Raw genomic sequence first — 26,352 nt, forward strand, 5'->3', positions numbered from 1 at the left:
CTCCCGCCACCAGGGGCGTCACCGCTTCAGGAGTCGTACCGACAGACCTTCCGCCGTATACACGGGTACGGCCCGCAGCTTGTCCGAGTTCAGCGTGATGCTGTCGAACTGGCCGCGCAGCGCCGCGGCGCCCAGGACGCGCACCGTGGAGCCCGCGGCCGGCGGGCGCTCGGCGTCGAGCAGCAGGGACAGTGTGCTGCCCTTGCCGAGCGTCGCGCGCCGGGTGACCTCGACGGCGGGCTGGTGGCCCGAGCGCAGCGTGACCTCCAGGCCGGCGGACTGCTGGGCGTAGGTGCCGTGGATCTGCACGGACTCGGAGACCCGCAGCGTGCCGCCGAGCACGCTCACGTCGCCGTGGCCGAGCGCGTGTGCCGAACCGGCCACCAGCGCACCGGACTTGAGGACGGTCCCGCCGGTGTACGCGTTGTGCCCGGTCAGCGTGAGCGTCCCGGTGCCCTGCTTGGTCAGGCCGCCGCAGCCGTCGATGTCGTTGCGCCAGGCGTCGTTCGCGCCGAAGCCGCCGGCCGCCGCGTCGAGGGCGACGACGACGTCGGAGTCGAAGGAGCCGTAACCGTCCGCCGCCGCGAAGAGGTTGAGGCGCCCCCACTGCTCGAAGCCGTCAAGCAGGAGGTAGCCGGAGGGCAGGGCGGTGGTGCGCAGTACCTCGCGCCGCTGGGCCGCGTCGAGGTAGGGCAGCCGGGTCTCCAGCAGGACCTCCGCGCCCTTGGGCACGGTCAGCGCCGTGTTGCGGCCGCTGCGGGTCAGGACGTAGGTGAACTTGGGCTCCACCACACGGGAGTTGGCACTCCGGTCCGCGTACGGGTCGGTCGCGGTGGTCGCCGAGTGGGCGTACGCGTAGAGCGTGTCCGCCGTCGTGCCGGTCTGCGCCTCGAAGTAGGCGAGGGCCTGGGCGCGGGCGGCGGCCTTGAGTTCGGCGTTGGCCGGGTCGGCGAGGGTGGCGGCGGCCAGCGCGGTGGCCATGATGCGACCGCCCATGACGTCGACCGTGGAGTGCATGCCGGCCATGATCCGGGTGTGGCTCAACTCGAAGGTGCGGGTGACCAGTTCCTGGAAGCGCTCCGGCACGGCGTACGCGTAGGCCAGGCCCGCCAGGTGGAAGGCGTTGGTGTGGCCGCTCGGGAAGCCGCCGTCGTCGACCGGTGACGTCGAGCGCTGGCGCAGGAGTTGAGGGGCGACGACCACCTTGGAGTCGTAGACCGGGTAGCCGAGCGCGTCGACGGTGCCGGTGTCGACGACCTCGCTCTTCTCGTTCATGCGCCACGGACGCGGGTACTGGTAGGCGTACTTGCTCGGGTTGCCCGACGCGTAGTTGCCGCGCACGGTGTCGACGAGTTCGGCCACCTTGCCGAGCGCGGAGGCGTGCGAGCCGGCGCCGAGGGCGGATCCGGCCGGTGCGTCGGCCGGGACGGCGTCGCTGATCGTGGTCGCCGGGGTGCCGTCAGGGGCGCTGGTGATCGAAGTGACCGCCAGGGCACCGGACTTGTAGAGGTCGGCCAGCGGACCCAGGCCCGCGATCATCGCGTAGCTCTGGTGCTGCCGGTCGTAGAGGAACGCCTCCTTGGCCTGTGCCTCGGTGCGGCGGGTCGTGAGGTCGATGCAGTACCGCATGTTGGCGCGCAGGATCTCGGGCCGCAGCGGGGTGCCGGTGTTCCAGGCGGCACCCGTCTTCCATATCCGGGCCATGCCGCCGAGGACCCGCACCACGGCGTTGGTCTCGGGGGTGAGATTGGTGCTGACGTTCGTCTTGTAGTCGTCCACGAACGCGAGCGGAGCCGTGGCGGCCTTGGCGTCCGCGGCGGCCAGCCAGCCGACCAGCGTCGGCGCGGCGACCACACCGGCCGAGGCGCCGAGCGAGGTCTTGAGGAATCCACGTCTGTTCACGGCGAGTCGACCGGCGTCAGTGCGGTGCCCGGCGGGTGACGGCATGGGTGTGTGCCTCTCTTGAGTTCTACGGCCCGGAGGGGCCGGTGGGGTCGTGCGATCTGCTGTGGTTCGGGGTACGCGTGTGACGTATGAAAGCGCATACGTCTACTGACGCGTACGTGCGAAGGTTTACGGCGAGCCGTGTCCCTGCGGAGGGGGTTCGGCGTCCGTCGCATGACCCCCGGGTGAACGGGAGTCGTGCGGTTCACAGGATCGATCGGGCCAGTGCCAGCGCGCCCTCGACGGGCGGTACCCGGATGGGCTGCGGCCGTGCCCCCGGCACCCGTTCGGCGAGTGCCGTGGTGAAGGCCTCGTACAGGCGGGGCTGGGCGAGGACGGTGCCGCCCGCGACCACCACGTCGTCGACGGGGACGCCGCGTTCGGCGAGCCGTACGACGAGTGCGGCGAGCGACCGGCCGGCCTCGGCTATCACCTCGCGCGCGAGGAGCGAGCCGGTGTCGGCGGCGGTGAAGACGACGCGGGCGTGGCGGCCCCAGTCGGCGGAGACGTCGGAAGCGCTTTCCAACGCGGCGCCGAGCGCGGGCACTTCGGCCACGGCGAAGGCCTCGACGAGTCCCAGGGCGAGCGGGTCCGGGGCCTCGCCCCGGTCGTGCGCGGCCCAGGCGGCGCGGGCCGCCTCGCGGACGAGACCGGCGGCGCCGCCCTCGTCGCCGAGTACGGCGCCCCAGCCGCCCACTTGGAGCCGGCTGCCGTCGGCGAGCAGGCCCACCGCGACGGAACCGGTGCCGGCCACCAGGCCGACCCCCTTGTCCAACCCGGCCGCGGGGACGAGCAGTTCGGCGTCCCCCACGACGAGCGCGGGAATCCCGAGTCGCTTCTCCAGCGCGGCCCGGATCTCGGCGCACTGGCGGGGCGTCTCACAGGCGTGCCCGCCCACGGCGACCGCGGACGGGCACGCGTGTGCGGGCAGGGAGTCATGGACCAGAGCGGTCAGCCAGTCGGCGGCGGTCGCGATGTCGTGCGGCCGCCAGCCGCTGCTGGCACGGATGTGGTCGGCGACGACACCCGGGCCCGCGCAGGCACGCAGATGTGTCTTGGTGCCACCCACGTCGATGCCGACCACGAGGGGCGTGGAGTCCTGCACGGAACCTCTTTCGTCGTTGCGCTGTGCTGCGACGGTGGGCGAACCGTGTCCGCGGGGACGGAAGTTGAAGCACTAGGGAAGCCCCGGGACGGGCTTCTGACGGACCACGGCAGGCGAGTACCGTGACGTTCGTTAGGAAGTTAACTAACGAAGTACAGTGCGTCAAGAGGCATCGCGCAGCGGACAACGGGACGTAACGTCCGGGCCCGCGTGACGCCAGGACATCCCATCGCCGCGGCCCATGGAGATCCTCCGGGCGTGCGGCCTGTGAACTGGGGGAAGTGTGGAACACGTCGTGGCGCGGGCGTCTCGGCTGACCGAGAGCGCGAGCGCGGTGTTCGAGGTGCTGGCCGCAGCCGGCAGCGCGACCCGCCCGCAGCTCGCGAGCCTGGCCGGCCTGTCCAAGCCGACGGTGTCCTCCGCCGTCGTGGAACTGGAGAACGTCGGGCTCGCCGCCCACTCCGGCACCGCCTCCGGCGGCACCGGCCGCAACGCCGCCGTATACAGGCTCGGCCCGGCCGCCGGTGCCGTACTCGCCGTCGACCTCGGCCCCGCCCTCACCCGGGTGCGCGGCTGTGCCCTCGACGGCACCCTGCTGGCCGAGGCCACCGAGTCCCGTGAGGACGCGGCCGACGCGGTGCGCGAGGCCCTCGACGCGCTGCCCGCGGGCACTCCGCTGCGCACGGTCGTCGTCGCCGTCGGTGACGTCGCCGCGCGGAACCGGGCGGGCGCCGGCATGCGCCCCGCGACCGCCAAGGCGGGTCCGGTGTTCGACGCCATGACGGTCGCCCTGCCGCCCGGTGTGCCCGTCCACCTGGAGAACAACGTCAACTGCGCGGCCCTCGCCGAACTGCACGAGGGGGCCGCGCGGGGCCGCGACACCTTCGGCTATCTGCGGATCGGCGTCGGTATCGGTCTCGGCATCGTCGTCGGCGGCCATGTGCTGCGCGGCGCGAACGGCGCGGCCGGTGAGCTGGCCCGGCTGCCCTACCCCTGGGACGAGGCCGTGGAGCCCCGCAGGGAGGCCCTGGAGGAGTACGTGGGCGCCCGCTCGCTGCTGCGCCGGGCCGCCGCGGCCTGGCGGGACACCGACGGGCCCTGCCCCGGCACCGCCGACCAGCTGTTCGCCCTGGCCGCGCAGGGGCAGCGCACGGCGTCCGCCCTGATCGGCCGACACGCCGCCGACGTGGGCAGACTCGCCGCGGCCGTGGCGGCCGTACTGGACCCGGGACTGATCGTCCTGGGCGGCAGCACCGGCACGGACCCGCAGCTGCTGCCCGGGGTGCGCACCGAGCTGGGGCGACTGAGCTGGCCCACCGAGGTGGTGAGCAGCACGGTGGGCGATCTCGGCACCGTGGTGGGCGCCGCGCGGCTCGCGGTCGCCAGAGGAGTCCAAACCGTGACCGATGCCGCGGGGGTGAAGGATTGACGGCTTCGGACTCGGTCTGCCAATGTCCGGACAAGCGCTTTCTAAGTCGGCCGGGACGTCGACTCGGAGTGAGCCTCCCGCCCGTACGAGAAGTACGGCAACCGCACCAGGGTGTGCTTGTGCGGCAGCGGCCGAGAGGGCCGGGGATGCCACCCATCGGAATGGCGAGGCCGGGCGAGGCCGAACCCCCCGAAAGCGAACCTTTCTGCAGAATGCACCTGTGCCGCCTCGGATGGCGCCGTGCTTCCTCCGCTACGAAGAAAAGGGATCGAAGATGACCAGAGTGAGTGTGCGGAGCTCCCGCCGACTCGTCCACGGCGGCGTGCGCCGCATGGTTCCTCTCGCTGCCGCGGCCACGGCAGGAGCCCTGCTCCTCACCGCGTGCGGGTCGGGCTCCAGCTCCGGCGGCACCTCCAAGTCGCTGACCTTCTGGATCTCCACGGTCCCGGGTCAGGACGCGGGCTGGAAGAAGCTGGTGGCGCAGTACAAGAAGGAAGAGGGCGTCAGCGTCAAGCTCGTCAACATCCCCTACGACGGGTACCCGACGAAGCTGCACAACGCCGCGCAGGCGAACTCCCTGCCGGATGTCGCCGACGTGCCGGCCCTCGACCCGATCTGGTCGAGCAAGCTGATCGACCTCAGCTCCATCAGCGGCAACAAGGCCAACAACATCAACTCCAACTTCCTCGCCAAGGACTCGTCCGGCAAGGTGCTGGCCATCCCCTCGGACGTCACCGCGTCCGGCCTGTTCATCAACAAGTCGCTGTTCGAGAAGGCCGGCGTCGCCGTGCCGAGCTCGCCCTCGAACACCTGGACCTGGACCGAGTTCATCGCCGCGGCCAACAAGGTCCGCGAGAAGACCGGCGCCAAGTACTCCCTGACCTTCGACCAGTCGCCGTCCCGGCTCCGCGCCATGGTGTACGAGATGGGCGGCAAGTACGTCCACGCGGACTCCTCCGGCAAGTTCTCGGTGGACGACGCGACCAAGAAGGCCGTGAAGTACTTCGTCGGACTGAACGACGACAAGACCATGCCGAAGTCGGTGTGGACGAGCGGCGCCGACCCGTCGGCCATGTTCCAGAGCGGTGACGTCGTCGCCTACTGGTCCGGTGTCTGGCAGGTCGCCTCCTTCGCGGACAGCATCAAGAAGTTCGAGTGGGCGAGCGTCCCGACCCCGGCCCAGCCGGTGCAGGCCAGTGACGTCAACAGCGGCGGCATGATGGTGGGCTTCAACAACAACAGCGCGGCCTCCGCCGCGGCCAAGAAGTTCCTGTCGTGGGTGTACGAGCCCAAGCAGTACACCGAGCTGGTCGAGACCTCCGGCTTCCTCCCGGTCGAGAGCGGCCTGAGCCCGAAGTACCCCTTCAAGTCGGCGGCGGCGCAGGCGGCGTTCAAGCTGTACAACGAGGAGATCCCGCTGTACGCGCCGATCTCGGGCTACTTCAACAACGCTCAGACGAACTGGGTGCTGAAGGGCAAGAGCCTCGCCACCGACCCGACCAAGACGGAGCTCGGCAAGGCGATCAACGGCCAGCAGTCGGTCGACAAGGCCCTCCAGAACATCGTGGACGGCTACAACACGGCGGTCGGCGGCTGATCGTAGGGCCAAGGGCCCGGGCGGCGGGATCGCACACCGCCGCCCGGCCCTGGCCGCCCACGTGATGCCGGGCCCACCGCGTGGGCCCACAGCAATCAATCCACCAGCACGGAAGTCAGGAAGATGACAAAAAGCGCCGCGGACGTGTCCGTGAGGCCGCCCAGGAAACGACGCAGCACCTACACCCTCGCGCCGCTGGTCCTCATCGCGGCCAATGTCGTGCTCTTCGCGCTGTTCTTCGTGTGGCCGGCGGTGATCGGGCTCGTCTACTCCTTCACGAACTACACCGGTGTGGGGGCGTTCCAGTTCATCGGACTGGACAACTACCACAACCTGTTCGGGGACTCCGCCTTCTACGACGCGCTGACGCGGACGCTGCTGTACGCCGTGCTCTTCGTCCCGCTGAACTTCGCGCTCTCGCTGCTCGCCGCCAACCTGGTGGTGAGCAAGCACGCCAGAGGCGCGTCCGTCGCCCGGGTCATCTTCTTCATCCCGTGGCTGTTGTCGCCCATCGTCGTGGGTGTCCTGTGGCGCTGGCTGTTCGGCGAGAACTTCGGACTGGTCAACTACGTCATCGAGAAGTTCGGCGGCTCGGCCGTCCCGTGGCAGTCGAACGCGGACCTCTCGCTGATCGTGGTGGTGTTCGCGGCGTCCTGGGCCTGGACGGGCTTCTCGATGCTGCTGTTCATCGCGGCGATCAAGAACGTGCCGGTGTCGTACTACGAGGCGGCCTCGCTCGACGGCGCCGGTCCCTGGCGCCAGTTCTTCAGCATCACACTGCCGAGCATCGCGCCCACCTCGTTCATCGTGATCCTGCTCAACACGATCAACGCGATGAAGGAGTACCCGGTGTTCGTCTCCCTCAACAACGGCGGACCCGGGACCTCGAACAACCTGCTGGTCCAGTACATCTACCAGACCGGCTTCCAGCGGGGCCAGATCGGCTACGCGAGCGCCGCGTCGTTCGTGCTCATGCTCATCCTGATGGCCGTCGCGATCATCCAGCTGATCGTCAACCGGCGGGTGGAGAACCGATGACAACCACAGACATGCCGCGCAAGGTCGACGCCGCTTCCGGACGAGCCGTTTCCAAGAAGCGACCCCGCGGCGCGAGCAGTGGTGGTCTCCGACGGGCCGTACCCGCGACGACACTGCTGTGGATCCTGGCGTGCCTCTACGGCCTGCCGGTGCTGTGGTTCATCCTCAGCTCCCTCAAGCCGGCCAGCGACCTGTTCTCGTATCCGCTGACCTTCATTCCGCACAACCCCACCTTCTCGGGTTACTCCGCGGCGTGGCGCAGCGCCAACTTCTCGCAGTACTTCATCAACACGACCATCGTGTGCGTCATCACGACGATCCTCACGGTGGGCGTCAGCTGCTGCACCGGCTACGCGCTGGCCAAGTACGACAACAGGTGGCTGAAGGCGTTCTTCATCTGCATCCTGGCCACCACGATGCTGCCCGGCGAGGTCATGCTCGCCCCCGAGTTCCTGGTGGTCCGCAACCTCGGCCTGTACAACTCGTTCGCCGGCATCATCCTCCCGGCCGTGCTCACCGCGACCGGCTGCTTCATGTTCCGCCAGTTCTTCATCACGGTCCCCGACGAACTCGTGGAGGCCGCCCGCATCGACGGCGCCCGCGAACTGTCGATCTTCCTGCGGATCATGGTGCCGCTCTCCCGGCCCATCATGCTGACCCTGGCCATCCTGTCCTTCCAGTGGCGGTGGAACGACTACATCTGGCCGCTGCTGATGCTCAACGACCCGAACAAGTTCACCGTGCAGATCGGCATCCAGAGCATCGTCGGCGCGCAGAACATCAACTGGTCGGTCCTGCTGGGCGCTTCGGTCATCTCGATGATCCCGCTGATCGTGATCTTCCTGGTCTTCCAGCGCTATGTCATGGGCGCCGACATCAACGCCGGACTGAAGGACTGACCTTGTCCACCCCGCTCGACCACGAGTTCGTCCGCGCGGTGGCCAGCGCCGCCGACCGGTCGGCCGCCCCGCTGGCGGCCGACCCCGACGGGCAGCTCGCCGGTGTCACCCACCGAGCCCTGGCCCGCCGGGTGAAGACTCTGGTCGCGGCCTGCCGTTCCACGGACTCGGCCCTGCACGGCAGCGGGCATGCCGTGGCCGCCGCACTGGCCCACCTCGGCGCCCTCCGGGCCGCGCAGACCGCCACCGGCCTCTTCGCGGGCGGCGACAACGTGCAGTCGCCGCCGGACTCCGCGTTCACGGTCAACGACGTGTGCGACGCGCACGTCCTCGCCGCGGGCGCGGGTCCGGAACTGCGCCACGTCACGGCCGCACTCGCCGAGATCGCCGGCGCGGCGTCCGAAAGCCTTGTGTCGGGCGGGGTGCACACCCCCAACCACCGCTGGGAACTGTGCGCGGCACTGGCCCGGCTGCACCGCTCCTTCCCGGACGACCGGCTGCTGGACCGCGTCGAGCAGTGGCTCGCCGAGGGCGTCGACATCGACGCGGAGGGCCTGTACTCCGAGCGCAGCGCCGTCTACGCCTCCCACGTCTCCAACCCGTCGCTGCTGCTCCTTGCCGACGTCCTCGACCGTCCCGACCTGCGGGACGCCGTCGAGCGCAACCTCACCGCGACCCTGGACCTCATCAGACCCGACGGCACGGTGGAGACCGTCCACTCGCGGCGCCAGGACCAGCGCGGGCACTTCCCGCTGGCCCCCTACCTCGCGCACTACCGACTGCTCGCGATCCGCACCGGCCGGGGCGACCTCAGCCGCGCCGCGCACTGGGCGGCGGCCGGCGGCATCGACGACCCCGACCTGCTCGCCGCGACCCTCCTCACCCCCGAGCTGTGCCGCGAACTGCCGACACCGGAGCCGGAACTCCTGCTCCACCACCGGTACTTGACCACGGCACGCCTCGCCTCCCGGGTCTCCACCACCGCGCACAGCGTCCTGTACGGCGGCTCGGACGTGCCCGAGCAGCGCCGCATCCGCTCGGGCCTCGCCTGCAACCCCACCTTCCTACGGCTGTTCGCCGGCGACGCGATCCTCGACGCGGTCCGCCTCTCCCGGGGCTTCTTCGACCTGGGCCCGTTCCGCGCCGCCGACATGGAGCAGCTCGCCGACAACAGGTACCGGCTCACCGAAACCCTGACGGCCGCCTACTATCAGCCGCTCCCACCGGACCGGCAACGGGCCGACGGCGCCTATCAGTTGGCGGACGAGGGACGTTTCTCGGCGGCGCTGGCCTTCGCGGACCGCCCCCGTGACGAGGTCTCCCACACGACCCGCGTCGAAGCGGACCTGCGGGAGGACGGCGTCGACCTGCGGATCGACATCAGCGGCCCACGCGTGCCCTGGTCCCTCGAACTGACCTTCCGCGCAGCGGGAGTCGTGGCGGGCGCCGCACCGATCGGCGACGGCCGCTGGTGCCTGACGACCGGGCCGCTGACCTACCGGGTCGGCGACGACGAGATCCGGGTCGAGGTCGACGTCGAGGCGGGCGAACCCCTCGCCGGACCGGACCGCGGCGAGGTACTACGGTACGACCCGGGCCAGGACTCCACGGTGGTGGGCGGCACCGACGCGACGACAGGGAACCGCGTCTACATAGGTGGAAACGGTCCTCAAACACTGAGTGTTGCCCTGCGCACCAGCCGCCCCGCACCCGCATCCTGACCCCGACAACCCACGCCACGGCCACCTCCGGTACGAAGGGCTGATCCACCCGTGCACCTCCTCCACCAGCGCGGCCCGCTGCACAACCTCCCCGACACCCCGGAGGCCTACGACGCGGTCCTCGCCGACGTCGTCGAGCAGGCCCTGCGGCGCATCACCCCGGAGGGCAACCTCGAACACCCCGACTGCTACGACGACATCGGGGACACCTCGCTCGGGATCACGTCCCTGCTGGCCTTCGCCTGGCAGCGCGGCAAGGACCCGCGGCTGCCCGAGGCGGTTCGGCGCAGCCTCGCCTTCCACCTCCGCGAGCGCGTCTACACCGAGGACAACCCCGGCTATCCGAACCTGAGGGTGCGCAACTCCGGCCTCCCGTACGCCCGTTACGTACTGGAGGCGGGCGCGCACCCCATTGGCGACTGGCCGAGCACGGTGTGGGCGCTGCTCCAGGCGGTCAACATCCTCGACGCGACGGACGGACTCGTCGACGACGAACAGCGCACCGCTGTCGTCGAGTTGGCGCACGGCTACTGGCGCTGGCTCACCGAGGCGACCTTCTTCAACCCGCAGGAGGCCGGCAACCAGGCGATCGGCTGTGTGGTCGGCGGTCTGATGCTGGCCAGTCATCTCCCTTCAGGAGAAGGCGAGTCGGTGCGCGAACGCGCGCTCGCCGTGTACGCGGACGAGATCCGCGCCCACCGCGTGAGCGACCGCGGCGCCCTCCTCCCGCCCGAGCACGGTGGCGCGTACGACAACAACTACGGCCCGATCTCCCTCTCCTTCCTTGCCAAGGCCCACATCGTCAGCGGCGAGGACGTCTTCGCCGAGGATGGGGAGGCGCTGGCCCGCTACATCGACGCCCGCCTCACGGGCGGCGGCTTCGACAACGGCGGTCCGCGCTACAGTGAGCAGCACTCCGCCTTCGAATCGGTCCTCGGCCTGCGCTACTTCGGCGCCCGTATCGGCTCGGACATCGGCCGCTACCGTGGCGACAGCCGCTGGGCCCGGCACGCGGTCAAGCCCGACGGGGGAGTGGACGGCCACTTCGCGTGGATGCTGGTCTGGCAGATCCAGGACACCACGCCCTGGCACCGCACCCCGTCCACGGAGCCGGTCCGCCACCAACTCCGCGCCGGCACGGTCTCGGTGGCCTTCGACCGCAAGATGACCCCGTCGGTGGTCGAGGCCGACGGCACGTACTACCTGCCCGCGGCCGTCAACCGGCAGCATGGCTTCGGCCCGGTGGTCGACGGCTTCCTGTTCTGCCGCCCGATGGGCGAGGTACGCGTCCGCGACCTCCGCGCCGACGGCCTCACCGCCAAGCTGGTCATCAAGCCGGTGGTCGGCCGCGACCACGTCCTGCGGCACATCCGTTCCCTGTACGTCACCGACGGCACGAGCCTGTGGACGTCGGTCGCCGTCGAACGGCTCGACGGAGCACCGTACTTGCTCGCCGGGCTGCCCTACGCGGCGGACGACGGCGACCGGGTGCGCAGGACGGCGGAGGGCGACGTCACTTCAGTGGGCGCCCTGCGCCTCACCCACCCGACCGGCGAAGGTGCCGACCACTTCGACGCCCGCTCCGAACTCTCCCAGCAGGAGGCGGCGTTCGCCCTCGCGGCCGACCCGCGCGGCTACGGCAACCCCGACGAGGGCTGGAGCCACCTGGTCACCTCCACGGCCCTGGAAGCCGACTCGGCACCGGGCGCGCCGGAGGACCTGAACGTGTTCGTCGTCCGCTACGGCCCCGGAACCGGGCCGCTCACCGCCGAGTTCGCGAGCGGCGAGAACGGTGAACTGACCGTCCGCACCGAGGCGTTCACCGCGGTGATCGGCGATGCGGCGGGCGACGCCCACGGAGAGCCGGAACTGACGCTCCACGCGTGAGCCCTCAGCTGCGGGGCACGCCGTACGGCGAGGGCAGAGCGGCCGGGGGGATCACCAGATCCGCCCGGCCGCGCGTCGTGGCGACGAGGTCGGCGTTGCGCTGGTCGGTGCCCAACACCCAAGCGACGGCGGTCTCGTGGTCTTTGCCGAACTCCTCGTGCCGGGCGACGAGTCGGCGGACGCGTTCGTCCTCGTCGGCCTCGCAGAACCAGACCTCGTCCAGACACGGCCCTACCCGCGCCCACGAACCCGCGTCCAGCAGCAGGTAGTTGCCCTCCGTCACCACGAGCCGGGCCGTGGGAAGCACGGGGATCGCACCGGCGATCGGCTGCTCCAACACCCGCTCGAAACCAGGCGCGTAGACGATCTCGTCGGTCTCCTCCCGCACCCTCCGCAGCAGCGCGGCGTACCCGGCCGCGTCGAAGGTGTCGGGCGCGCCCTTGCGGTCACGGCGGCCGAGCCGGTCCAGTTCGACGTCGGCGAGGTGGAAGCCGTCCATGGGGACGTGCGCGACCCATGGCTCGTCGGTGCCGTTGAGCTCCCGTACCAGCTGCTCGGCGAGGGTCGTCTTGCCCGCGCCCGGGCTGCCGGCGATGCCGAGGACGGCACGTCGGCCGGGGCGGGCGAGCGCGGTGGCGCGGGTGAGGAGGTCGTCGAAGGTCAGCGGCACAGGGAGAGTGTGCCATCCGTCCCGGTCGCCCGTCCGGGGCGATGGACGCGCCGAAGATCGGGGATTCGGTCGGCAGAGAGACCATGGAGTGGGGGACAGGAACAGGAGCCGCCCATGTCCGACGACGCGACACAGATCCGAGCCCTCATCACCGACTGGGCCGCGGCCGTCCACCGCGGCGACCTCGACGGCGTACTGGCGGACCACACGGACGACCTCGTCATGTACGACGTCCCGCCGCCCCACGCCGGAATCCACGGCCTCGCCGCCTACAGCGCCAGCTGGCCGCCGTTCTTCGAGTGGCAGGCACAGGGCGCCCGCTTCGACATCGACACCCTCGACATCACGGCCGGTACGGACGTCGCCTACGCCCACGCCCTGCTCCGCTGCGGTACCCCGGAGGAACTCGCCGCGGACCCCACCCTGCGCCTGCGGCTCACCTTCGGCCTGCGCAAGGAGCACGGCCGCTGGCGGGTCGCGCACGAGCACCACTCGTTCCCGCACGATTGATGGGGACGGGCCCTTCAGGCGGCCTTGTCGATCAGTTCGTCGGCGACCCAGCGGGCGACACCGGCGGGGTAGGGCGCCGACAGTCCGAGGACGATGTGGTGGAAACCCGCGTCGATCGCCTCGCGGATCGCCTCTCTGGTGGCCTCCGGTTTGTCGTACGACACGGAGAGGTGGATCGAGCGCGTGACGGAGGCGGGGTCGCGGCCGATCTCGGCGCAGTAGCGGTCGAGGAGCGCGCTGCGGGCGACGGCGTCCGCGATGTCGCCGCCGGGGATGTTCCACAGGTCGGCGTGCTCGGCGACCACGCGGAGGGTCGCGGCCGAGCGTCCGCCGATGAGGATCGGGGGGTGGGGGCGCTGGACGGGCTTGGGGTTGCCGAACGCTCCGGTGAGGTGGTGGTGGGTGCCGTGGAAGTCGAAGGGCCGCTCCTCGGTCCACAACCGCCGGATCACCGTGCAGGCCTCGGCGAGGCTCGCCACCGCGTGCGCGGAGTCGTGGAAGGGGAGACCGTGGGCCGCGTACTCGCGCCGGGCCAGCGGATGGTCCGGGCGGGAGCCCACACCGATGCCGAAGTCGAGCCGGCCGCCGGAGACGATGTCGACGGTCGTGGCGATCTTGGCCAGCAGCGCGGGCGGCCGGAAACGGTTGCTCGTCACCATCACACCGAGCCGCAGCCAGCGGGTCTGCGCGGCGAGCGCAGAGAGCAGGGTCCAGCCCTCGTAGGCGGGGCCGTCCGGGTCGCCGCCGATCGGCATGAGGTGGTCGAACAGCCAGGCGTGCTCGATCTCCGGGACGGTGTCGGCTTCCTGCCAGACGCGGACGATGTCGTGGTAGTCGACCTGCATGGGGGCGGTCATGATTCCGAAGCTGGTTCGGGGTTTTTTGGGCAAGGCGCCTTCCGTCCTTCGGCAGCACGTGGTGGCAGGCATGGCTTGGTCGTCCGGCTTGTGCTCTGGCATGATGAGCAAGCGGAACGCTGTTCCGGAAAACGATACGGAACCTTGTTCCGTTTGGCAAGCTCGAGTAGTGGAGGAACTGCGCGGTGAGCGACAACGAGGCGGGCGTGGGTGGCGCGGCCCGGTCCAGGCGGGCGGACGCCCGGCGCAACAAGGAGACGCTGCTCGACGCGGCGGCCAAGGTCTTCGTCGCGTCCGGCGTGGACGCGCCGGTGCGCGACATCGCGCGTGAGGCCGGCGTCGGACTCGGCACGATCTACCGTCACTTCCCGAACCGCGCGGATCTCGTCATCGCCGTCTACCGGCACCAGGTCGAGGCCTGCGCCGAGGCCGGTCCCGCGCTGCTGGCCGGCGGCGCCACCCCGTACGCGGCTCTGCGGGAGTGGATCAATCTCTTCGTCGACTTTCTCGTCACCAAACACGGACTCGCTTCGGTGCTGCGGTCCGACAGCGCCGGTTTCGAGTCGCTGCACTCCTACTTCCTCGACCGCCTCCTGCCCGTGTGCGCCGAACTGTTCGACGCGGCAGCCGCGGCCGGCGAGGTCCGGTCCGACCTGACCGCCTACGAACTCATGCGTGGCGTCGGCAACTTGTGCGTCGGCGCGGAGGGCGACGACCGCTACGACGCGCTCCGGCTGGTCGACGTCCTCGTCTCGGGCCTGCGCCTGCCGGTCTGACGTCGGGCTGGTTCATACGCGCGTGGCCGGTACGTCACCTCTTGCTCACCCGGCGCTGAGACGTTCGCTCTGTCGGAAAAGTTGGCTGTACAACTTGGTGAGAGAGTGATGGCGATGTCACAGCCCGTAGAAGATCTGCCGCTCGCGTGGCTGCGGGACAACTGCCCCTGCCTGCGATGCCGCGACCCGCGCAACGGTCAGAAGCTGTTCCAGATCACCGAGCTGCCCGCCGACCTCGCGCTGGACGCCGTACGCCGGACCGAGGACGGCGTCGAGGTCGACTGGGCGCCCGACGGCCACCGGTCCACGTACTCCGCGCGCTGGCTGACCGCCAACGCGCCCGGCGCAGGGGGCGGCCCCGGCGACCGGCGTGCCGAGAACGGCAAGACGCTGTGGACCACCGCCGAGCTGAACGACCGTCTTCCCGAGGCGAGTTGGGCGGAGTATCTGAGCGACCCGGTGGTCAGGGCGCGGATGCTGGAGTCGGTCCTCGGGCTCGGCTTCGCCCTGCTGCGCGAGGTGCCGTGCCGTGAGGGCCAGGTGCTGGAGGTGGCCCAGACCTTCGGCTACGTCCGCGAGACCAACTACGGTCGGCTCTTCGACGTACGGGTCGAGCCGGACCCGAACAACCTCGCCTTCACCGGCGCCCGGATCACCCCGCACACCGACAACCCCTACCGCGACCCCGTACCCACCCTCCAACTGCTGCACTGCCTGACCAACGCGGCGGCGGGTGGTGACTCCGGTCTGGTGGACGGCTTCAAGGCCGCCGCACTGCTGCGTGCCGAGGACCCGGAGGCGTTCGCGGTGCTGACCCGCACCCCCGTGCCGTTCCGCTTCGGCGACGCGCACACCGAACTGGCTGCTGACCGCCCGCTGATCGACGTGGACGGCCTGGGCCGGATCCGCGAGGTGCGCTTCAACAACCGCTCCATCGGCACCCTGTTGCTCCCCGCAGACGAACTGGAGGTCTTCTACCGGGCCTACCGCACCTTCGCCGAGATCACCCTGCGCCCCGAACTCCAGCTGGAATTCAGGCTGTTGCCCGGCGACTGCCTCATCTTCGACAACGTACGGCTGCTGCACGCACGCACCGCCTTCGAGGAGAGCGGCGCCCGACACCTCCAGGGCACCTACGCGGACCTCGACGCGCTGGCCGGCACGTTGGCGGTGCTGCGCCGCCAAGAGGCCGTAGCAGCAGGGGAGTTCATCGACGAACTGGCTCAACTCTTCGAGGGGGAGGGGGCGAGCGCGTACCTGGGCGAGCGGGTGACGATGGCACAGCACATGCTCCAGGCGGCGGCCCGTGCCGAGGAGGCGGGCGCGTCCGATGCCCTGATTGCCGCCGCGCTGTTGCACGACCTCGGCCACTTCCACGGACCGGTCAGCGGTGCGGAGTTGATGGAGGAGGGCATCGACAACCGGCACAGCCACACCGGGGCGGACCGGCTGGCCGAGTGGTTCGGCCCCGAGGTCACCGAGCCGATCCGGCTGCACGTGGCGGCGAAGCGGTATCTGTGCGCGGTCGAACCGGACTACTTCGACCGCCTCTCCCCGGCCTCGGTGCACACCCTGGAGGTCCAGGGCGGCCCGATGTCACCGGCCGAGAGCGCCGAGTACGAGGCGGATCCCCACGCGGCCGACGGCGTCGCCGTACGCCGCTGGGACGACGAGGCCAAGGACCCCGAGGCAACGACTCCGGACTTCGCGCACTTCCGGCCGCTGCTCATGGGCCTGGTGCGAACCGGCCAGTGATGTGGGGGAGTTGCCCGGCAGCTGATCGTCGGCCTTAGGGTTGCCTTCCGCGTCGAGAGGCTGGGGGACCGGTGGGGTGGGGACGGCTATGGCGTGTGTCGACCTGTGCGGGGCTGGCAGGAATACTCGCGGCGACGGGATGCACGAGCCGTGTGCAGGATTCGACGGACGACGACATGGCGCCCGCGGCGAGGACGTATCTGTCTCAGGCCCTGGACATCATGGAGCAGCACTCGCTCCTTCGACGCAAGGTCGACTGGACGGACCTGCGCGACACGGCGTTCGCGCAGGCGCACGGTGCGCGGAAGCCGGCGGATACCTACGGGGCGATCAGTTGGGCCCTGCGGAGTCTGGGCGACGCGCACAGCAGCTTCATGGAGCCCGAGCAGGCCAAGGAGAGCCTGGAATCCCCCGCGGTTGATCTCCATGAACTGGAGGGCCGTTCGCTGAAGAACGGCATCGGCTACCTGTCCTTTCCCGGGGCGCGGGGATCGCAGGAGGCGTACGACCAGTACGTACAGCGGGGTCGAGCGGCTGTGGCGAAGGCGGACGAGAACGGCGCCTGCGGCTGGGTGGTCGATCTGCGCAACGAAACGGGCGGCGGCATGTGGCCGGTGCTGGCCGTCGTCGGCCCCATCCTGGGAGACGGCAAGGTCGGCATGTTCGTGGATGCCGACGGCAAGAAGTACACCTGGTCGATCAAGAACGGTGCCCCCTACTTGGACGGAAGATCGAAGGGTTGGGACGACGCCCGGCCCGTCGCGAGGAACAGCCCGCCGGTCGCCGTCCTGACCAGTCAAGGAACGGCCAGCGCGGGTGAGGCGGTCGTGGTGGCCTTCCGCGGGCGTCCGCGTACTCGCTCCTTCGGCACACCGACCGACGGCGTCCCCACGGGCAACAACGCGTACCGCCTGTCCGACGCCGCCCTGATAAACCTCACGGAAGCCAAGGACGCGGACCGCACAGGCCGTACCTACGACGCGGCGATCCCACCGGACGAGGAGATCGCCAGGAACCCGCTGGCACGGGACCGCGACGACGTCCTGCGAGCAGCACAGGACTGGCTCCTCAAGCAGTCCGCCTGCGCACGACCGTGATCCGCTCCGGAGTTCGCCATGTCGCCGGGCCGTCGCTCACGCCTCGTCCGCCGAGCGCCGGGCCAGTGAGCCGGACGTGGCCGAGCTGTGGACGGTGAAGGCCACCGTCTCCGGCAGATAGCGGTCCTCGGACCATTCGATCGGGGTGCCCGCCGGGTCGGTGCTGCGGCGCCGTTCGCGCAGCAGCGGATCGCCGGGCCGACAGCAGAGCAGTCGGGCGTCCTCGGCGTCGGCCGGGCACAGGTCGATGGTGTGCTGCGCGTCCGCGAACAGCACCCCCGAATCCTCCAGGACCACGGTGTGCGACACGGTGTCCGGGGGCAGCCCGGTGATCAACTCGCCCACGGCGCACGGGTAGACGGTACGTTCCACCATCACCGGTCGCCCCGAGAGCGTCCGCAGCCGCCGTACCGCGTGGATCTCGGCTCCGGCCGGCAGCCGTAGTCGTTCGCGCTCGGCGGCGTCGGCGGGGCGGGTCTCCGCGGCGATGATCCGGCCGCCCGGTTCCTCGCCCGTGGAGCGCGCCCAGCGGGTGAAGCTGAGGAGTTCGCCGAAGCTCTGCGGCCTCGGCGTCCCGATCACGACGCGTCGGGTGCCGCGCCGCGAGGCGATCAGTCCCTCGGTGCGCAGCAGGGCCATCGCCTGGCGGACGGTGCCCCGGGAGACGCCGTACCGTTCGGCGAGTTCGCCCTCGGCGGGCAGCCGGCCGCCGGAGCCGTAGCGGCCCTCGCCGATCTCCCGGCCCAGGTCGGCGGCCACCTGCCGGTACAACGCGAGAGGCTTCCCCGTCACCGTGCGCGTCTCCGTCCTGAGCGCCTGCGCCCCGATGCCGTCAGTCGTTGTCGGCGTTCTTCTTGTTCTTGATCCGCTCGGCTTCCTTGCGGACCTCGGCCTGCGTGGCGCGCTCCTTCTCCAGCCACTCGGGGCCGTCCTTCTTCAGGGCCTCGATCTGCTCGGTGGTGAGCGGCTCGGTGACCCCGCCGCGGGCGAGACCGGCGATGGAGACACCGAGCTTGGCCGCGACGACCGGGCGCGGGTGCGGACCGTTGGCGCGCAGCTCGCGCAGCCACTGGGGCGGGTTCGCCTGCAACTCGTTGAGCTCGGCGCGGGAGACGTCACCCTCCTGGAACTCGGCGGGTGTGGCCTCTAGGTACACACCCAGCTTCTTCGCCGCCGTGGCGGGCTTCATCGTCTGGGTGGTCTGCTGCGACTTCATACCGTCAAGAGTATCGACCGTGTAAGAGGCCTCCGACCACGGCGGGTAACCTTGCGGGGTGACAGGCTCGGAAGCATCTCCCACGTTCCGGCTCGCGTACGTCCCCGGGGTGACGCCCGCCAAGTGGGTGCGGATCTGGAACGAGCGCCGGCCCGACGTCCCCCTGACCCTCGTACCCGTCCCGGCCGCCGAGGCGTCCGACGTACTGCGGCGCGGCGAGGCCGACGCCGGACTCGTACGTCTGCCGGTCGACCGTACGGTCCTCAGCGCAATCCCCCTCTACACCGAGGCGACCGTGGTCGTGGCCCCCAAGGACCACGTCGTGACGGCGGCCGAAGAGGTGTCCCTCGACGAACTCGCCGACGAGGTCGTCCTGCACCCCCTCGACGACGTCCTCGGCTGGGAACAGCCGCCGGGCGAGCCCGCGTTCGAGCGTCCCGCGACCACCGAGGACGCCGTGGAACATGTCGCGTCGGGCATCGGCATCCTCTACGTCCCCCAGTCCCTGGCCCGGCTGCACCACCGCAAGGACCTCACCTACCGGACCGTCCTGGACGCCCCCCAGTCGGACGTCGCCCTGTCCTGGCCCGAGGACGCGACGACCGACCTCGTCGAGGACTTCATCGGCATCGTCCGGGGCCGTACGGTCAACAGCACCCGCGGCCGCACCCCGCCACCGGCCCAGCCGAAGACGAAGACGAAGCGCACCGAAGCGGCCCCGGCGCGCCGCAAGCCCACAGCCGGAAAAGCGACGGGAAAGACGACGGGCAAGGCGACCGGCAGGACCGGCACGACGGGCAAGAACCCGCGCGGCTCCTCCGGCGGCGCCAAGGGAACCAAGCGCGGCAAGCCCCGGGGCCGCTGACGGCAACTGCCCCTGGCCGCCTAGACGATCACGCCCGCCAGCATCCGGAACAGATCGTCCGTCGCGTCCGCGGCGCCGAGCGCGGGCAGCGCGCCCAGGGCCAGGACCGCCACGGCGAGCGGCCACAGGCGAGGCGGCGGGGAGGTCTGGAGCGCCGCGATCCGCCGCGTGACCGCACGGTCGGTGAAGCCCAACGCACAGGCGGGGCGCGGGTGTTCGGCGCTCAGGGCGGCGCGGGCCAGGGCGCGGGCGGTGGTGGTACGGTCGCCGACCGCGTCCGCCGCCCGCTCGTCCGCCCACCGCTCCACCAGGAACGCGACCGTGCCCCGCACGGGCCGCAGCAGCGGGTTGGCCGCCGCGGCGAGCGTCGTCGCGGTCACCAACAGGGCGTGCCGGTGGGCGAGATGGGCGCGCTCATGGGCGAGCAGCACCCGGCGTTCCGCCGGCTCGAGGGCGCTCAGCATGCCGGCGGTGACGAGGATCCGGCCGGGTGTGCCGGGGATGGCGAAGGCCTGCGCCTCGGGGGAGGCGGCGACGATCAGTTCGGTGTCCGCCGGGTGTCCCTCGCACAGCCGCCGCAGGGCCCGCCGTGTACGGCGGTCGGCGTTCACCGCGGTCTGGACGGACACGAGGAGCACGGCGAGGGCGACAGCGGCAGCGATCCCGATCACCTCGGGCACCGGTTCCGCCAGCCGGTACCCGTCCTGCCGGGCCTCGGCGACGACCGGCGGCGCGTCCCCGACGAGGGTCGCCGCCAGCAGGAACAGCGACCAGCAGGTGGCCGCCGCGGTCACCACGGCGGCGGCCGTCAGCACGCGTGCGGCCAGCGCCGGAGCCACCCGGCTGCCGATCGCCGGGCTGATCACGGCGAGCAGCACCGACAGCGGCAACGGCGTGTAGACGTCGAACCTCATCCCGCGCCCCCGGCCAGCAGGTCGCGCAGCGCCTTCTCCTCCTCCGGCCGCAGACCGCTCACGAACTGCTGGAGCGCGGCGATCGGATCCGGGCCCCGGTCCAGCGCCTCGTGCATCGCCTCGGCGGTCAACTCGGCCGCGTTCTTCGCCGGCCGGTACGCACCGCGCCGCCCGTCCGCGTCCCGCAGCACGAGCCCTTTGTCGTAGAGCCGCTTGAGGATCGTGTGCACGGTGTTGTAGGCGAGCGGGCCGTCGATCTCCGCCTGCACCTCCGCCGGGGTCAGCGGCCGGTCGGTCGCCCAGAGCGCGGCGAGAACCTCGCTCTCCAGCTCACCGGCGCTACGCCGTTCCGCCCGGGCCCGCGGGTCTGTGCCAGCCATGGGGGTCACCTTACAGCGTGTAGGGTGCAAGATGTCCACTGTTGGCGCTCTGACCTGGCTCTTTTTCCTGGCTGGGGTCGATCAGTGCGTCTGGCAGCTTCCTGCTTCTACCTGGGGGTTCCCGGGAGTTACTCGCGTCGCGCAGAGTGCTGTAGCGCGCGTTGGAGCGGCCCTACTGCTCTACGTCGTCCGGCTGGTCGGGGTCGACTGCGGCGGTCATCGCGGTGCGGCGGTGGTGCCGGTGAGGTGGCTCGCCCCGGAAAAGCATGTCTGAGTGCCGGGCCTGGAGACGCCTTCGCGGTTCCGTGAACATTACGTCCTGGCAGGAGCGCTCAGGCTCATTCATATCCACGCCGTCGCAGCAGAGGGGCCCAGCCTGATCTCTGTGGAATTTGATGAAGCGTCAGAAGGGCGCGGAAGGTCGAGCATACAAACCACAGGCATCTACGGAGTCACCTCTCCGGGCGCTGACGGCGTAGGGCAAGGAGTCAGCGGAGACCGGGGGCCATGGCGGGCGTGGTGACTTCGATGACCGCGCTAGTCGAAGTGGTCGTCGTCTCATTTACTTGATTCGCTCCCGGAGCAGGTCTCCTTCGGGATGGCCGAGTGAATCGAGTATTTTCAGCGCGTCGGTCCATGATTGATGGGCGTCGCGGGGGGAGTCGGGGGAGTGCACGTCCCCGATGTGTATCAGTGTGTCGGCGATCAGGTATGCATCGTTGAGTTCGCGATAGAGGGCCAGTGCCCGGTTGAGTGCCTCAAGTGCTTCCGGGCGTCGTTCGAGACGGTCGTAGGCGACGCCGAGGCTGTCCCATGATGCTGCTTCGATATTTCGGTTTCCGGCCGTGCGGGCGATGTCGACAGCGTGACGGCAGGATGCTGCTGCTTCTTCGAAATCTTTGAGCAGGATATGGGTCCATCCGACTTCGTTGGTTACTGCGGCCAGTCCGACGTCGTAATGTGCTCTCTGATACAAAGATGAGGCGGCTTCATAATGTGTCAGAGCTTCGTGATGCCGTTTTCTGGCGTTGCTGAGAAATGCCAGATAGCGGTGGGTGAGTGCCGCCCCGAGCAGGTCGTCGGTGTCGGAGAATATCTTCAGTGCTTCGTTCAGGTGGGTTTCGGCTGCGGAGTTGTCGCCGGTCCGGCCGAGTGCGAAACCGAGAGACCTGTGCATCTGTGCCTGCCCCTGGGTGTCGCCGGCCCGTTGGGCGGCTGAAAGTGCGGAGCTTTGAATGGCGATCTGCTCCTGACGTCTTCCGCTTCGGTCGAAGATCAGCTCGAGAACAGCGGCGAGGCGCCACACCGGCGCGCCTGCGTCGTGGTCGGCGTGGCGGAGGACGACGGCCTGGAGGGCGGCCATCTCCTGGTGGAGCCATTCGGCTGCGTACGCTGTGCTGGTGAAGGAGATGACCTGGGTTCCGGGTGCGGTGGCCGTGAGCGCGGGGTGTTCCCGGTGGGTGTTGATGGCTCTGGACGCGTTGTGTGCCGTGTGTAGGTAGTGGTCGTAGAGTCGGCGTTCCGCGGTTTTGAGGGTGTTGCCGGATTTGCCGCGCGCGAGTTCTTGGCTGAATACCTTGAGGAGATCGTGCGTGGTGTATTGCCCGGTCCTGTATTCGGTCCACAGGTTGGCTCGGTGGAGCTCGGACATCACTCGGCGTGTGCTTTTCAGTGTCAGACCGGTCAGGCTTGCCGCGGCGTGGAGCGACACGCTGTGCGCGGGACTCAGGCACAGGCGTATGAACGCGTCCGCTGCCTGTTCTGTGAGTGTGCGGTATGACCAGGAGAAGACGGAGCGGGTATCCGTGGCGGGGTCTTTTTCGCCGGTCAGCGTGAACGCGCGGAGGCTGTCGCGACTTGCTGCGAGTTCGGCTGCGATGTCTGACAGCGGAACGGCCGGCCGGCTGCTGGCGCGTGCGCAGACGATGGCGAGGGTGAGGGGGAGTGTGCCGCAGTGGGCTGCGATGGCGAGTGCCGCGTCGCGTTCTCGCTCGACGCGTGATTTCCCGAGTCTTCTGGAGAGGAATTCCAAGGACTCCGTCACGGTGAGTGTGTGCACACCGAGGAGGCTCGCTCCTGCGGATGCCGCCAGGCCGGTCATTTCCTCGCGGCTGGTGATGAGCGTGAAGCAGTCCGGATTTCCGGGTAGAAGCGGGCGTACCTGCTCTGCTTCTCGTGCGTTGTCGAGAACGATCAGGCAGCGGCGTCTCGCCAGAATGCTGCGATACAGCGCGATCTGGCTGTCGAGGTTCGAGGGAATGCGTTCGCTCGGTATACCGAGCGATTCAAGGAAGTAGCAGATCGCCGTGGAGGGGGAGAGGGGCTTTCCCGCGGGGTCGTAGCCCCGCAGGTTGATGTACAGCTGGCCGTCCGGGAACCGGTGGGAGTTGCGGTGGGCCCAGTGCAGGGCGAGCGTGGTCTTCCCGACACCGGGAGCCCCTCCGATGGCGACGGCCCTGTGAGCGTCGACCGGGAGGAGGGAGTCCAGGTGCTCCAGCTCGTCACGCCGTCCGGTGAACACGTGCAAGGTCGCCGGTAGTTGGGCGGGGCGGACCGAGGACCGGGTCCGACCGGGAGAGGCTGTCGCCGCCGGGGCGCGGGGGCCGGTGTCCGAGGTCTGGGCGGTGTCCGTGCCGCGCAGTACGTCGGCCTGCGCGGCACGCAGTTCGGGGCCGGGATCGACTCCCAGTTCGCCGGCGAGCCGTGAGCGGACGCTCCGGAAGTGTTCCAGGGCTTGAGCGGTATGCCCCTCTGCCGCCAGGACACGGACGAAGCCGGCCTGCAGTAATTCGTTGAGGGGGTCGCCCTGGGCGGCCTGCCGCAGGAGCGGAAGGGCGGCCTTGGTGCGTCCGGCCGCGAGGGATGTCTCCGCGGCGGCCTGAGCGGCGCGGTAGTACTCCGCGTCGACCGCGGCGAACACGGGCTGCGCACGCAGTTCGTGGGGCAGACCGGCCGCGGTCGGGCCGTGCCACAGTGACAGCGCCTTGAGGAGCAGGTCGGCGGCCTCCTCGGGCCGGCCGCCGTCGGCGGCTTCGTGGCCCGCGTCGCGCAGTCCTCGAAACCGCAGGAGATCCGAGGCCCCCTCTCCGAGGTTCAGCCGGTAGCCCCCGGCGGCCCGCACCAGCACCCGCGCCTTGCCTCTCTGCGTGAGACCGGGCTCGAGCAGCCTCCGTAAAGCGCCTACATGACGGTGCACCACGTTGACTGCTCGCCCGGGAGGATCGTCGCCCCACAACGCGTCGATCAGGTGGTGCAGGGGCACGGGCTGCCCCACCTGGACCAGGAGCAGGGCCAGCACACCTTGCTGTTTGGGAGGTCCGAGGTGCAACTCCGTGTCCCGGTACCAGGCTCGCAGCGGGCCGAGGATCGAAAGGCGCAGCGGCTGTTCTGCCGCGGGTGCCGGTTCTGGTTTCATGTTCGCACCTCCCGGGGGCGGCGAGCGGGGTCGGGCGTCGGCGGAAGATCATGGCGGTCCGCGTGTGGATCTCCGTGGTGCGGGCGGATCGCGGATCGGGCTGTTGTGGTGCCGCGGCCGACGCGGAATGCGGATCCGGATGCGCGGGAGGGGTCCGCGGTCGGTCAGGGCAACGAGCGGGGTTCCGTATGCGTTCGCCTCTCAGGCAGTTCGGTGCTGTCTGCGCCGCACCGGTAGGTCGGCGTGCACGGCTGCGCGCTGAGCACGCGGACCGGCACGGGATCCAACGCCCTTGCACCGTAGGACAGTTGGGCACCGCCAGGGGGTGTCACCACGGATTGCGTCGGCGACATCCCCTGAGGGGGGATTTCCTGCGAGGCGGCGCGCGCTGTGGCCGTCGGATCGTGTTCCTCGGTCGGTTTCAGGTGTGTGCCGGCCTGCCCGCCATCCGGAAGCCCGGCCGGGTGAGGCCGTTTGGGCGGTGAGGCCGCCTCGGACACATGCGCCTGGCGGGCAGGGCACGCGGCCCGACGGATCGGCCGGGGAAGCGGGGAGGGGCCAGGTGATGGTGTGCAGCGGGTCAGGGGGATCTGGACGGTTGGATCTGCCCCGGGGGCTGTCCCGGTCGGGCCGAAGCGTTGTGCCGCAGGAGTTCGGCCAGCACGGAGACACCGTCACGGTCCTCCAGCCCCGCGGCCATGGCCTGGTCGATGAGCCTCCGGCTCGCCTCCAGTTGGGCCATGGGTGCTCCCACGGATGCTGCCAGGGCGTCGATGAGTGTGAGGTCTTTGGCGACGAGGGACAGGGTCATGTGGATGGCCGCGTCGTGCGGCCGTACGAAGTTGTCGCGGTTGTAGAGGACGAAGGGGGCCGCGGCGGGGCTCTGGGTGAAGGCGTCGTAGGCGTCGGCGCGGTCGATGCCGGCGCGTTCCGCGAGGACGAGTGCCTCGGCCAGTGCGGTCGCCAGCGACAGGAGCAGGGAGTTGATCGCCAGCTTCATGATGTTGCCGTTGCCCGAATCCCCGAAGTGCAGGATGCGGGTGGCCAGGACGTCCAGGACGGGACGGACACGGTCGAGCGCTTCTCTGGGACCGCCGGCGAGGAAGGTGAGTTCGCCGCGGGTGGCGAGTTCGACGGAGCCGGACATCGGGGCGTCGAGGAGCGTGGCGCCGCGTGCGCGGACCCGGGGTGCGAGGTCGCGTGTCGTCTGCGGAGCAACTGTGCTGGTTTCCAGGACAGTTGCTCCCTCGCGCAGTCCGGCGAGGATGCCGTCGGGCCCGTCGTAGACCTCGCCGACCGCCGTGTCGTCGGTCAGGGAGACGATGACGATGTCGGCGGACGAGGCCGCCTCGCGCGCGGTGCCGACCACGCACGCGCCCGTCTCGCCCGCCACGTCGAGGGCGCGTCCGGGGGTGCGGTTGGTGACGGTGACGCTGTGCCCTGCCCTGCGCAGGCGCACCACCATGGGGCGGCTGATACGGCCGATGCCGATGACGGCCAGTGTGGGCAGGGCGTGGGTCATGCGTGGCCGCCGTTGAGGTCGAGGTTCACGCCGTTCGCGGCGGGGTTCTCCAGCAGGAACAGGGAGCCCTCGACGATGTCGCGCATCGTGGGGACGACGCCGGTCAGGATCCGGGCCCGGGCGGCTTCCACGGCGGGCCGGTTGCCGGCCCAGTACGGGCTGTCGCCGACCATGCCGGGGTGGATGGCGTTGACGCGGACCGGCGCGAGCTCCTTGGCCAGCGTCGCCACCAGGCCCGTCACGCCGGCGTTCACGGTGGTGACGGTGGTGGAGCCGGGGTAGGGCACGTCCTTGGCGAGACCGCCGAAGAGCAGCACGGAGCCGGTGGGGGAGAGGCGCGAGCGCAGGGTGTGGACGACCGTGGTGTAGCCGACGATCTTGGCGATGGCCAACTCCGTTGCCCCGGCGATGTCGTAGTCGGCGATCGTGTTGTTGTCGCGCCGCATGCCGGTGAGGACGATCGCGTCGAGGTGGTCGATGCCGCTCAGCGACTCCTTGAGGATTTCGGGCTTGGAGAGATCGGCCTCGATCCCCCGCACATGGCCGGCATCCGTCTCGGAGTTGATCTCCTTGGCTGTCCTCTCCGCGCGGGCGCCGTCGCGCCCGGCGACGATCACGGAGGCACCCCGGCGGGCATACGCCGCGGCCAGCTCGCGGCCGATGCCCGAGGTGCCTCCAACGATCAGAACCTGCTTGCTCATGACCATCCCTTCATCGGGCAGCGGGAGTTGCTGCCGCTGAAAGCCTGGCGCAGA

22 protein-coding genes are annotated in these 26,352 nt (G+C 70.2%); 11 read left to right on the plus strand and 11 right to left on the minus strand.

The annotated features are described in order from the left end of the window. Positions 1-18 precede the first annotated feature (18 nt). Together ACQHII_RS44285 and ACQHII_RS44290 are read right to left on the minus strand one after the other, a co-directional pair. On the minus strand, positions 19-1,947 hold the full coding sequence (locus ACQHII_RS44285; protein ID WP_427924577.1) for a phosphatase PAP2 family protein: 1,929 nt from the start codon (positions 1,945-1,947) through the stop codon (positions 19-21). Positions 1,948-2,149: 202 nt separating this feature from the next. Continuing rightward, positions 2,150-3,049 (minus strand): N-acetylglucosamine kinase, encoded by a 900-nt coding sequence (locus ACQHII_RS44290; protein WP_427924578.1) that lies wholly within the window; start codon positions 3,047-3,049, stop codon positions 2,150-2,152. A 295-nt stretch (positions 3,050-3,344) separates the two neighbouring features. Here ACQHII_RS44290 and ACQHII_RS44295 point away from each other — a divergent pair, with 295 nt between their 5' ends. The 6 genes from ACQHII_RS44295 (at position 3,345) to ACQHII_RS44320 (ending at position 11,620) form a co-directional block, all read left to right on the plus strand. Then, a complete protein-coding gene (locus ACQHII_RS44295; RefSeq protein ID WP_427924579.1) occupies positions 3,345-4,478 on the plus strand; it encodes an ROK family protein in 1,134 nt (377 codons plus the stop codon). Positions 4,479-4,752: 274 nt separating this feature from the next. Beyond that, the gene (locus tag ACQHII_RS44300; protein WP_427924580.1) at positions 4,753-6,075 is read left to right on the plus strand and encodes an extracellular solute-binding protein; all 1,323 of its coding nucleotides are present in this window, start codon (positions 4,753-4,755) and stop codon (positions 6,073-6,075) included. 123 nt (positions 6,076-6,198) lie between these two features. Next, positions 6,199-7,113, plus strand: coding sequence for a carbohydrate ABC transporter permease (locus ACQHII_RS44305; RefSeq protein ID WP_427924581.1), 915 nt, complete (start codon positions 6,199-6,201; stop codon positions 7,111-7,113). Further along, entirely contained in the window at positions 7,110-8,012 is a 903-nt protein-coding gene (locus ACQHII_RS44310; protein WP_427924582.1) for a carbohydrate ABC transporter permease, read from the plus strand. Before ACQHII_RS44305 ends, ACQHII_RS44310 begins: the two co-directional genes overlap by 4 nt. Positions 8,013-8,014: 2 nt before the next feature. Further along, the gene (locus ACQHII_RS44315; protein WP_427924583.1) at positions 8,015-9,733 is read left to right on the plus strand and encodes a hypothetical protein; all 1,719 of its coding nucleotides are present in this window, start codon (positions 8,015-8,017) and stop codon (positions 9,731-9,733) included. A 51-nt stretch (positions 9,734-9,784) separates the two neighbouring features. Beyond that, positions 9,785-11,620 (plus strand): hypothetical protein, encoded by a 1,836-nt coding sequence (locus ACQHII_RS44320; protein ID WP_427924584.1) that lies wholly within the window; start codon positions 9,785-9,787, stop codon positions 11,618-11,620. Between the two features lie 4 nt (positions 11,621-11,624). Here ACQHII_RS44320 and ACQHII_RS44325 read toward each other — a convergent pair whose 3' ends face one another. Continuing rightward, positions 11,625-12,290 (minus strand): nucleoside/nucleotide kinase family protein, encoded by a 666-nt coding sequence (locus ACQHII_RS44325; RefSeq protein ID WP_427924585.1) that lies wholly within the window; start codon positions 12,288-12,290, stop codon positions 11,625-11,627. A 114-nt stretch (positions 12,291-12,404) separates the two neighbouring features. Between ACQHII_RS44325 and ACQHII_RS44330 the strand changes: the two genes are divergently transcribed. Continuing rightward, the gene (locus ACQHII_RS44330) at positions 12,405-12,800 is read left to right on the plus strand and encodes a YybH family protein (RefSeq protein WP_427924586.1); all 396 of its coding nucleotides are present in this window, start codon (positions 12,405-12,407) and stop codon (positions 12,798-12,800) included. Between the two features lie 14 nt (positions 12,801-12,814). Here the strand turns inward: ACQHII_RS44330 and ACQHII_RS44335 are convergent, their stop codons facing one another. Further along, entirely contained in the window at positions 12,815-13,729 is a 915-nt protein-coding gene (locus ACQHII_RS44335) for an LLM class flavin-dependent oxidoreductase (RefSeq protein WP_427924587.1), read from the minus strand. Between the two features lie 113 nt (positions 13,730-13,842). Here ACQHII_RS44335 and ACQHII_RS44340 point away from each other — a divergent pair, with 113 nt between their 5' ends. The 3 genes from ACQHII_RS44340 (at position 13,843) to ACQHII_RS44350 (ending at position 17,285) form a co-directional block, all read left to right on the plus strand. Further along, entirely contained in the window at positions 13,843-14,433 is a 591-nt protein-coding gene (locus ACQHII_RS44340) for a TetR/AcrR family transcriptional regulator (RefSeq protein WP_427924588.1), read from the plus strand. Positions 14,434-14,547: 114 nt separating this feature from the next. Continuing rightward, the gene (gene tmpA / locus ACQHII_RS44345; RefSeq protein WP_427924589.1) at positions 14,548-16,188 is read left to right on the plus strand and encodes a 2-trimethylaminoethylphosphonate dioxygenase; all 1,641 of its coding nucleotides are present in this window, start codon (positions 14,548-14,550) and stop codon (positions 16,186-16,188) included. A 176-nt stretch (positions 16,189-16,364) separates the two neighbouring features. Then, entirely contained in the window at positions 16,365-17,285 is a 921-nt protein-coding gene (locus ACQHII_RS44350) for a S41 family peptidase (RefSeq protein ID WP_427925542.1), read from the plus strand. Between the two features lie 36 nt (positions 17,286-17,321). Here the strand turns inward: ACQHII_RS44350 and ACQHII_RS44355 are convergent, their stop codons facing one another. Continuing rightward, positions 17,322-18,077 carry a GntR family transcriptional regulator gene (locus ACQHII_RS44355; RefSeq protein WP_427924590.1) on the minus strand — a complete coding sequence of 252 codons (756 nt, stop codon included), beginning with the start codon at positions 18,075-18,077 and terminating at the stop codon, positions 17,322-17,324. Between the two features lie 40 nt (positions 18,078-18,117). Further along, positions 18,118-18,501: a DUF5997 family protein gene (locus tag ACQHII_RS44360; protein ID WP_427924591.1), complete on the minus strand. Its 384-nt coding sequence runs from the start codon at positions 18,499-18,501 to the stop codon at positions 18,118-18,120. Positions 18,502-18,559: 58 nt separating this feature from the next. Between ACQHII_RS44360 and ACQHII_RS44365 the strand changes: the two genes are divergently transcribed. Continuing rightward, complete coding sequence (locus ACQHII_RS44365) at positions 18,560-19,366, plus strand: LysR family substrate-binding domain-containing protein (RefSeq protein ID WP_427924592.1); 807 nt, start codon at positions 18,560-18,562, stop codon at positions 19,364-19,366. A 20-nt stretch (positions 19,367-19,386) separates the two neighbouring features. On the opposite strand, the gene ACQHII_RS44370 is transcribed toward ACQHII_RS44365, so the two are convergent. The 5 genes from ACQHII_RS44370 to ACQHII_RS44390 form a co-directional block, all read right to left on the minus strand. Next, entirely contained in the window at positions 19,387-20,280 is an 894-nt protein-coding gene (locus ACQHII_RS44370; protein WP_427924593.1) for a M48 family metalloprotease, read from the minus strand. Continuing rightward, positions 20,277-20,660 (minus strand): BlaI/MecI/CopY family transcriptional regulator, encoded by a 384-nt coding sequence (locus tag ACQHII_RS44375; RefSeq protein WP_427924594.1) that lies wholly within the window; start codon positions 20,658-20,660, stop codon positions 20,277-20,279. Before ACQHII_RS44375 ends, ACQHII_RS44370 begins: the two co-directional genes overlap by 4 nt. A 562-nt stretch (positions 20,661-21,222) precedes the next feature. Further along, on the minus strand, positions 21,223-24,075 hold the full coding sequence (locus tag ACQHII_RS44380; RefSeq protein ID WP_427924595.1) for a BTAD domain-containing putative transcriptional regulator: 2,853 nt from the start codon (positions 24,073-24,075) through the stop codon (positions 21,223-21,225). A gap of 580 nt (positions 24,076-24,655) precedes the next feature. Then, positions 24,656-25,597, minus strand: a complete 942-nt coding sequence (locus ACQHII_RS44385; protein WP_427924596.1) for an NAD(P)-dependent oxidoreductase — start codon at positions 25,595-25,597, stop codon at positions 24,656-24,658. After that, complete coding sequence (locus ACQHII_RS44390; RefSeq protein WP_427924597.1) at positions 25,594-26,298, minus strand: SDR family NAD(P)-dependent oxidoreductase; 705 nt, start codon at positions 26,296-26,298, stop codon at positions 25,594-25,596. Before ACQHII_RS44390 ends, ACQHII_RS44385 begins: the two co-directional genes overlap by 4 nt. Positions 26,299-26,352 lie beyond the last annotated feature (54 nt).

Origin of the sequence: Streptomyces sp. cg40 (assembly GCF_050320165.1) — a bacterium.
GTDB lineage: Bacteria > Actinomycetota > Actinomycetes > Streptomycetales > Streptomycetaceae > Streptomyces > Streptomyces hokutonensis.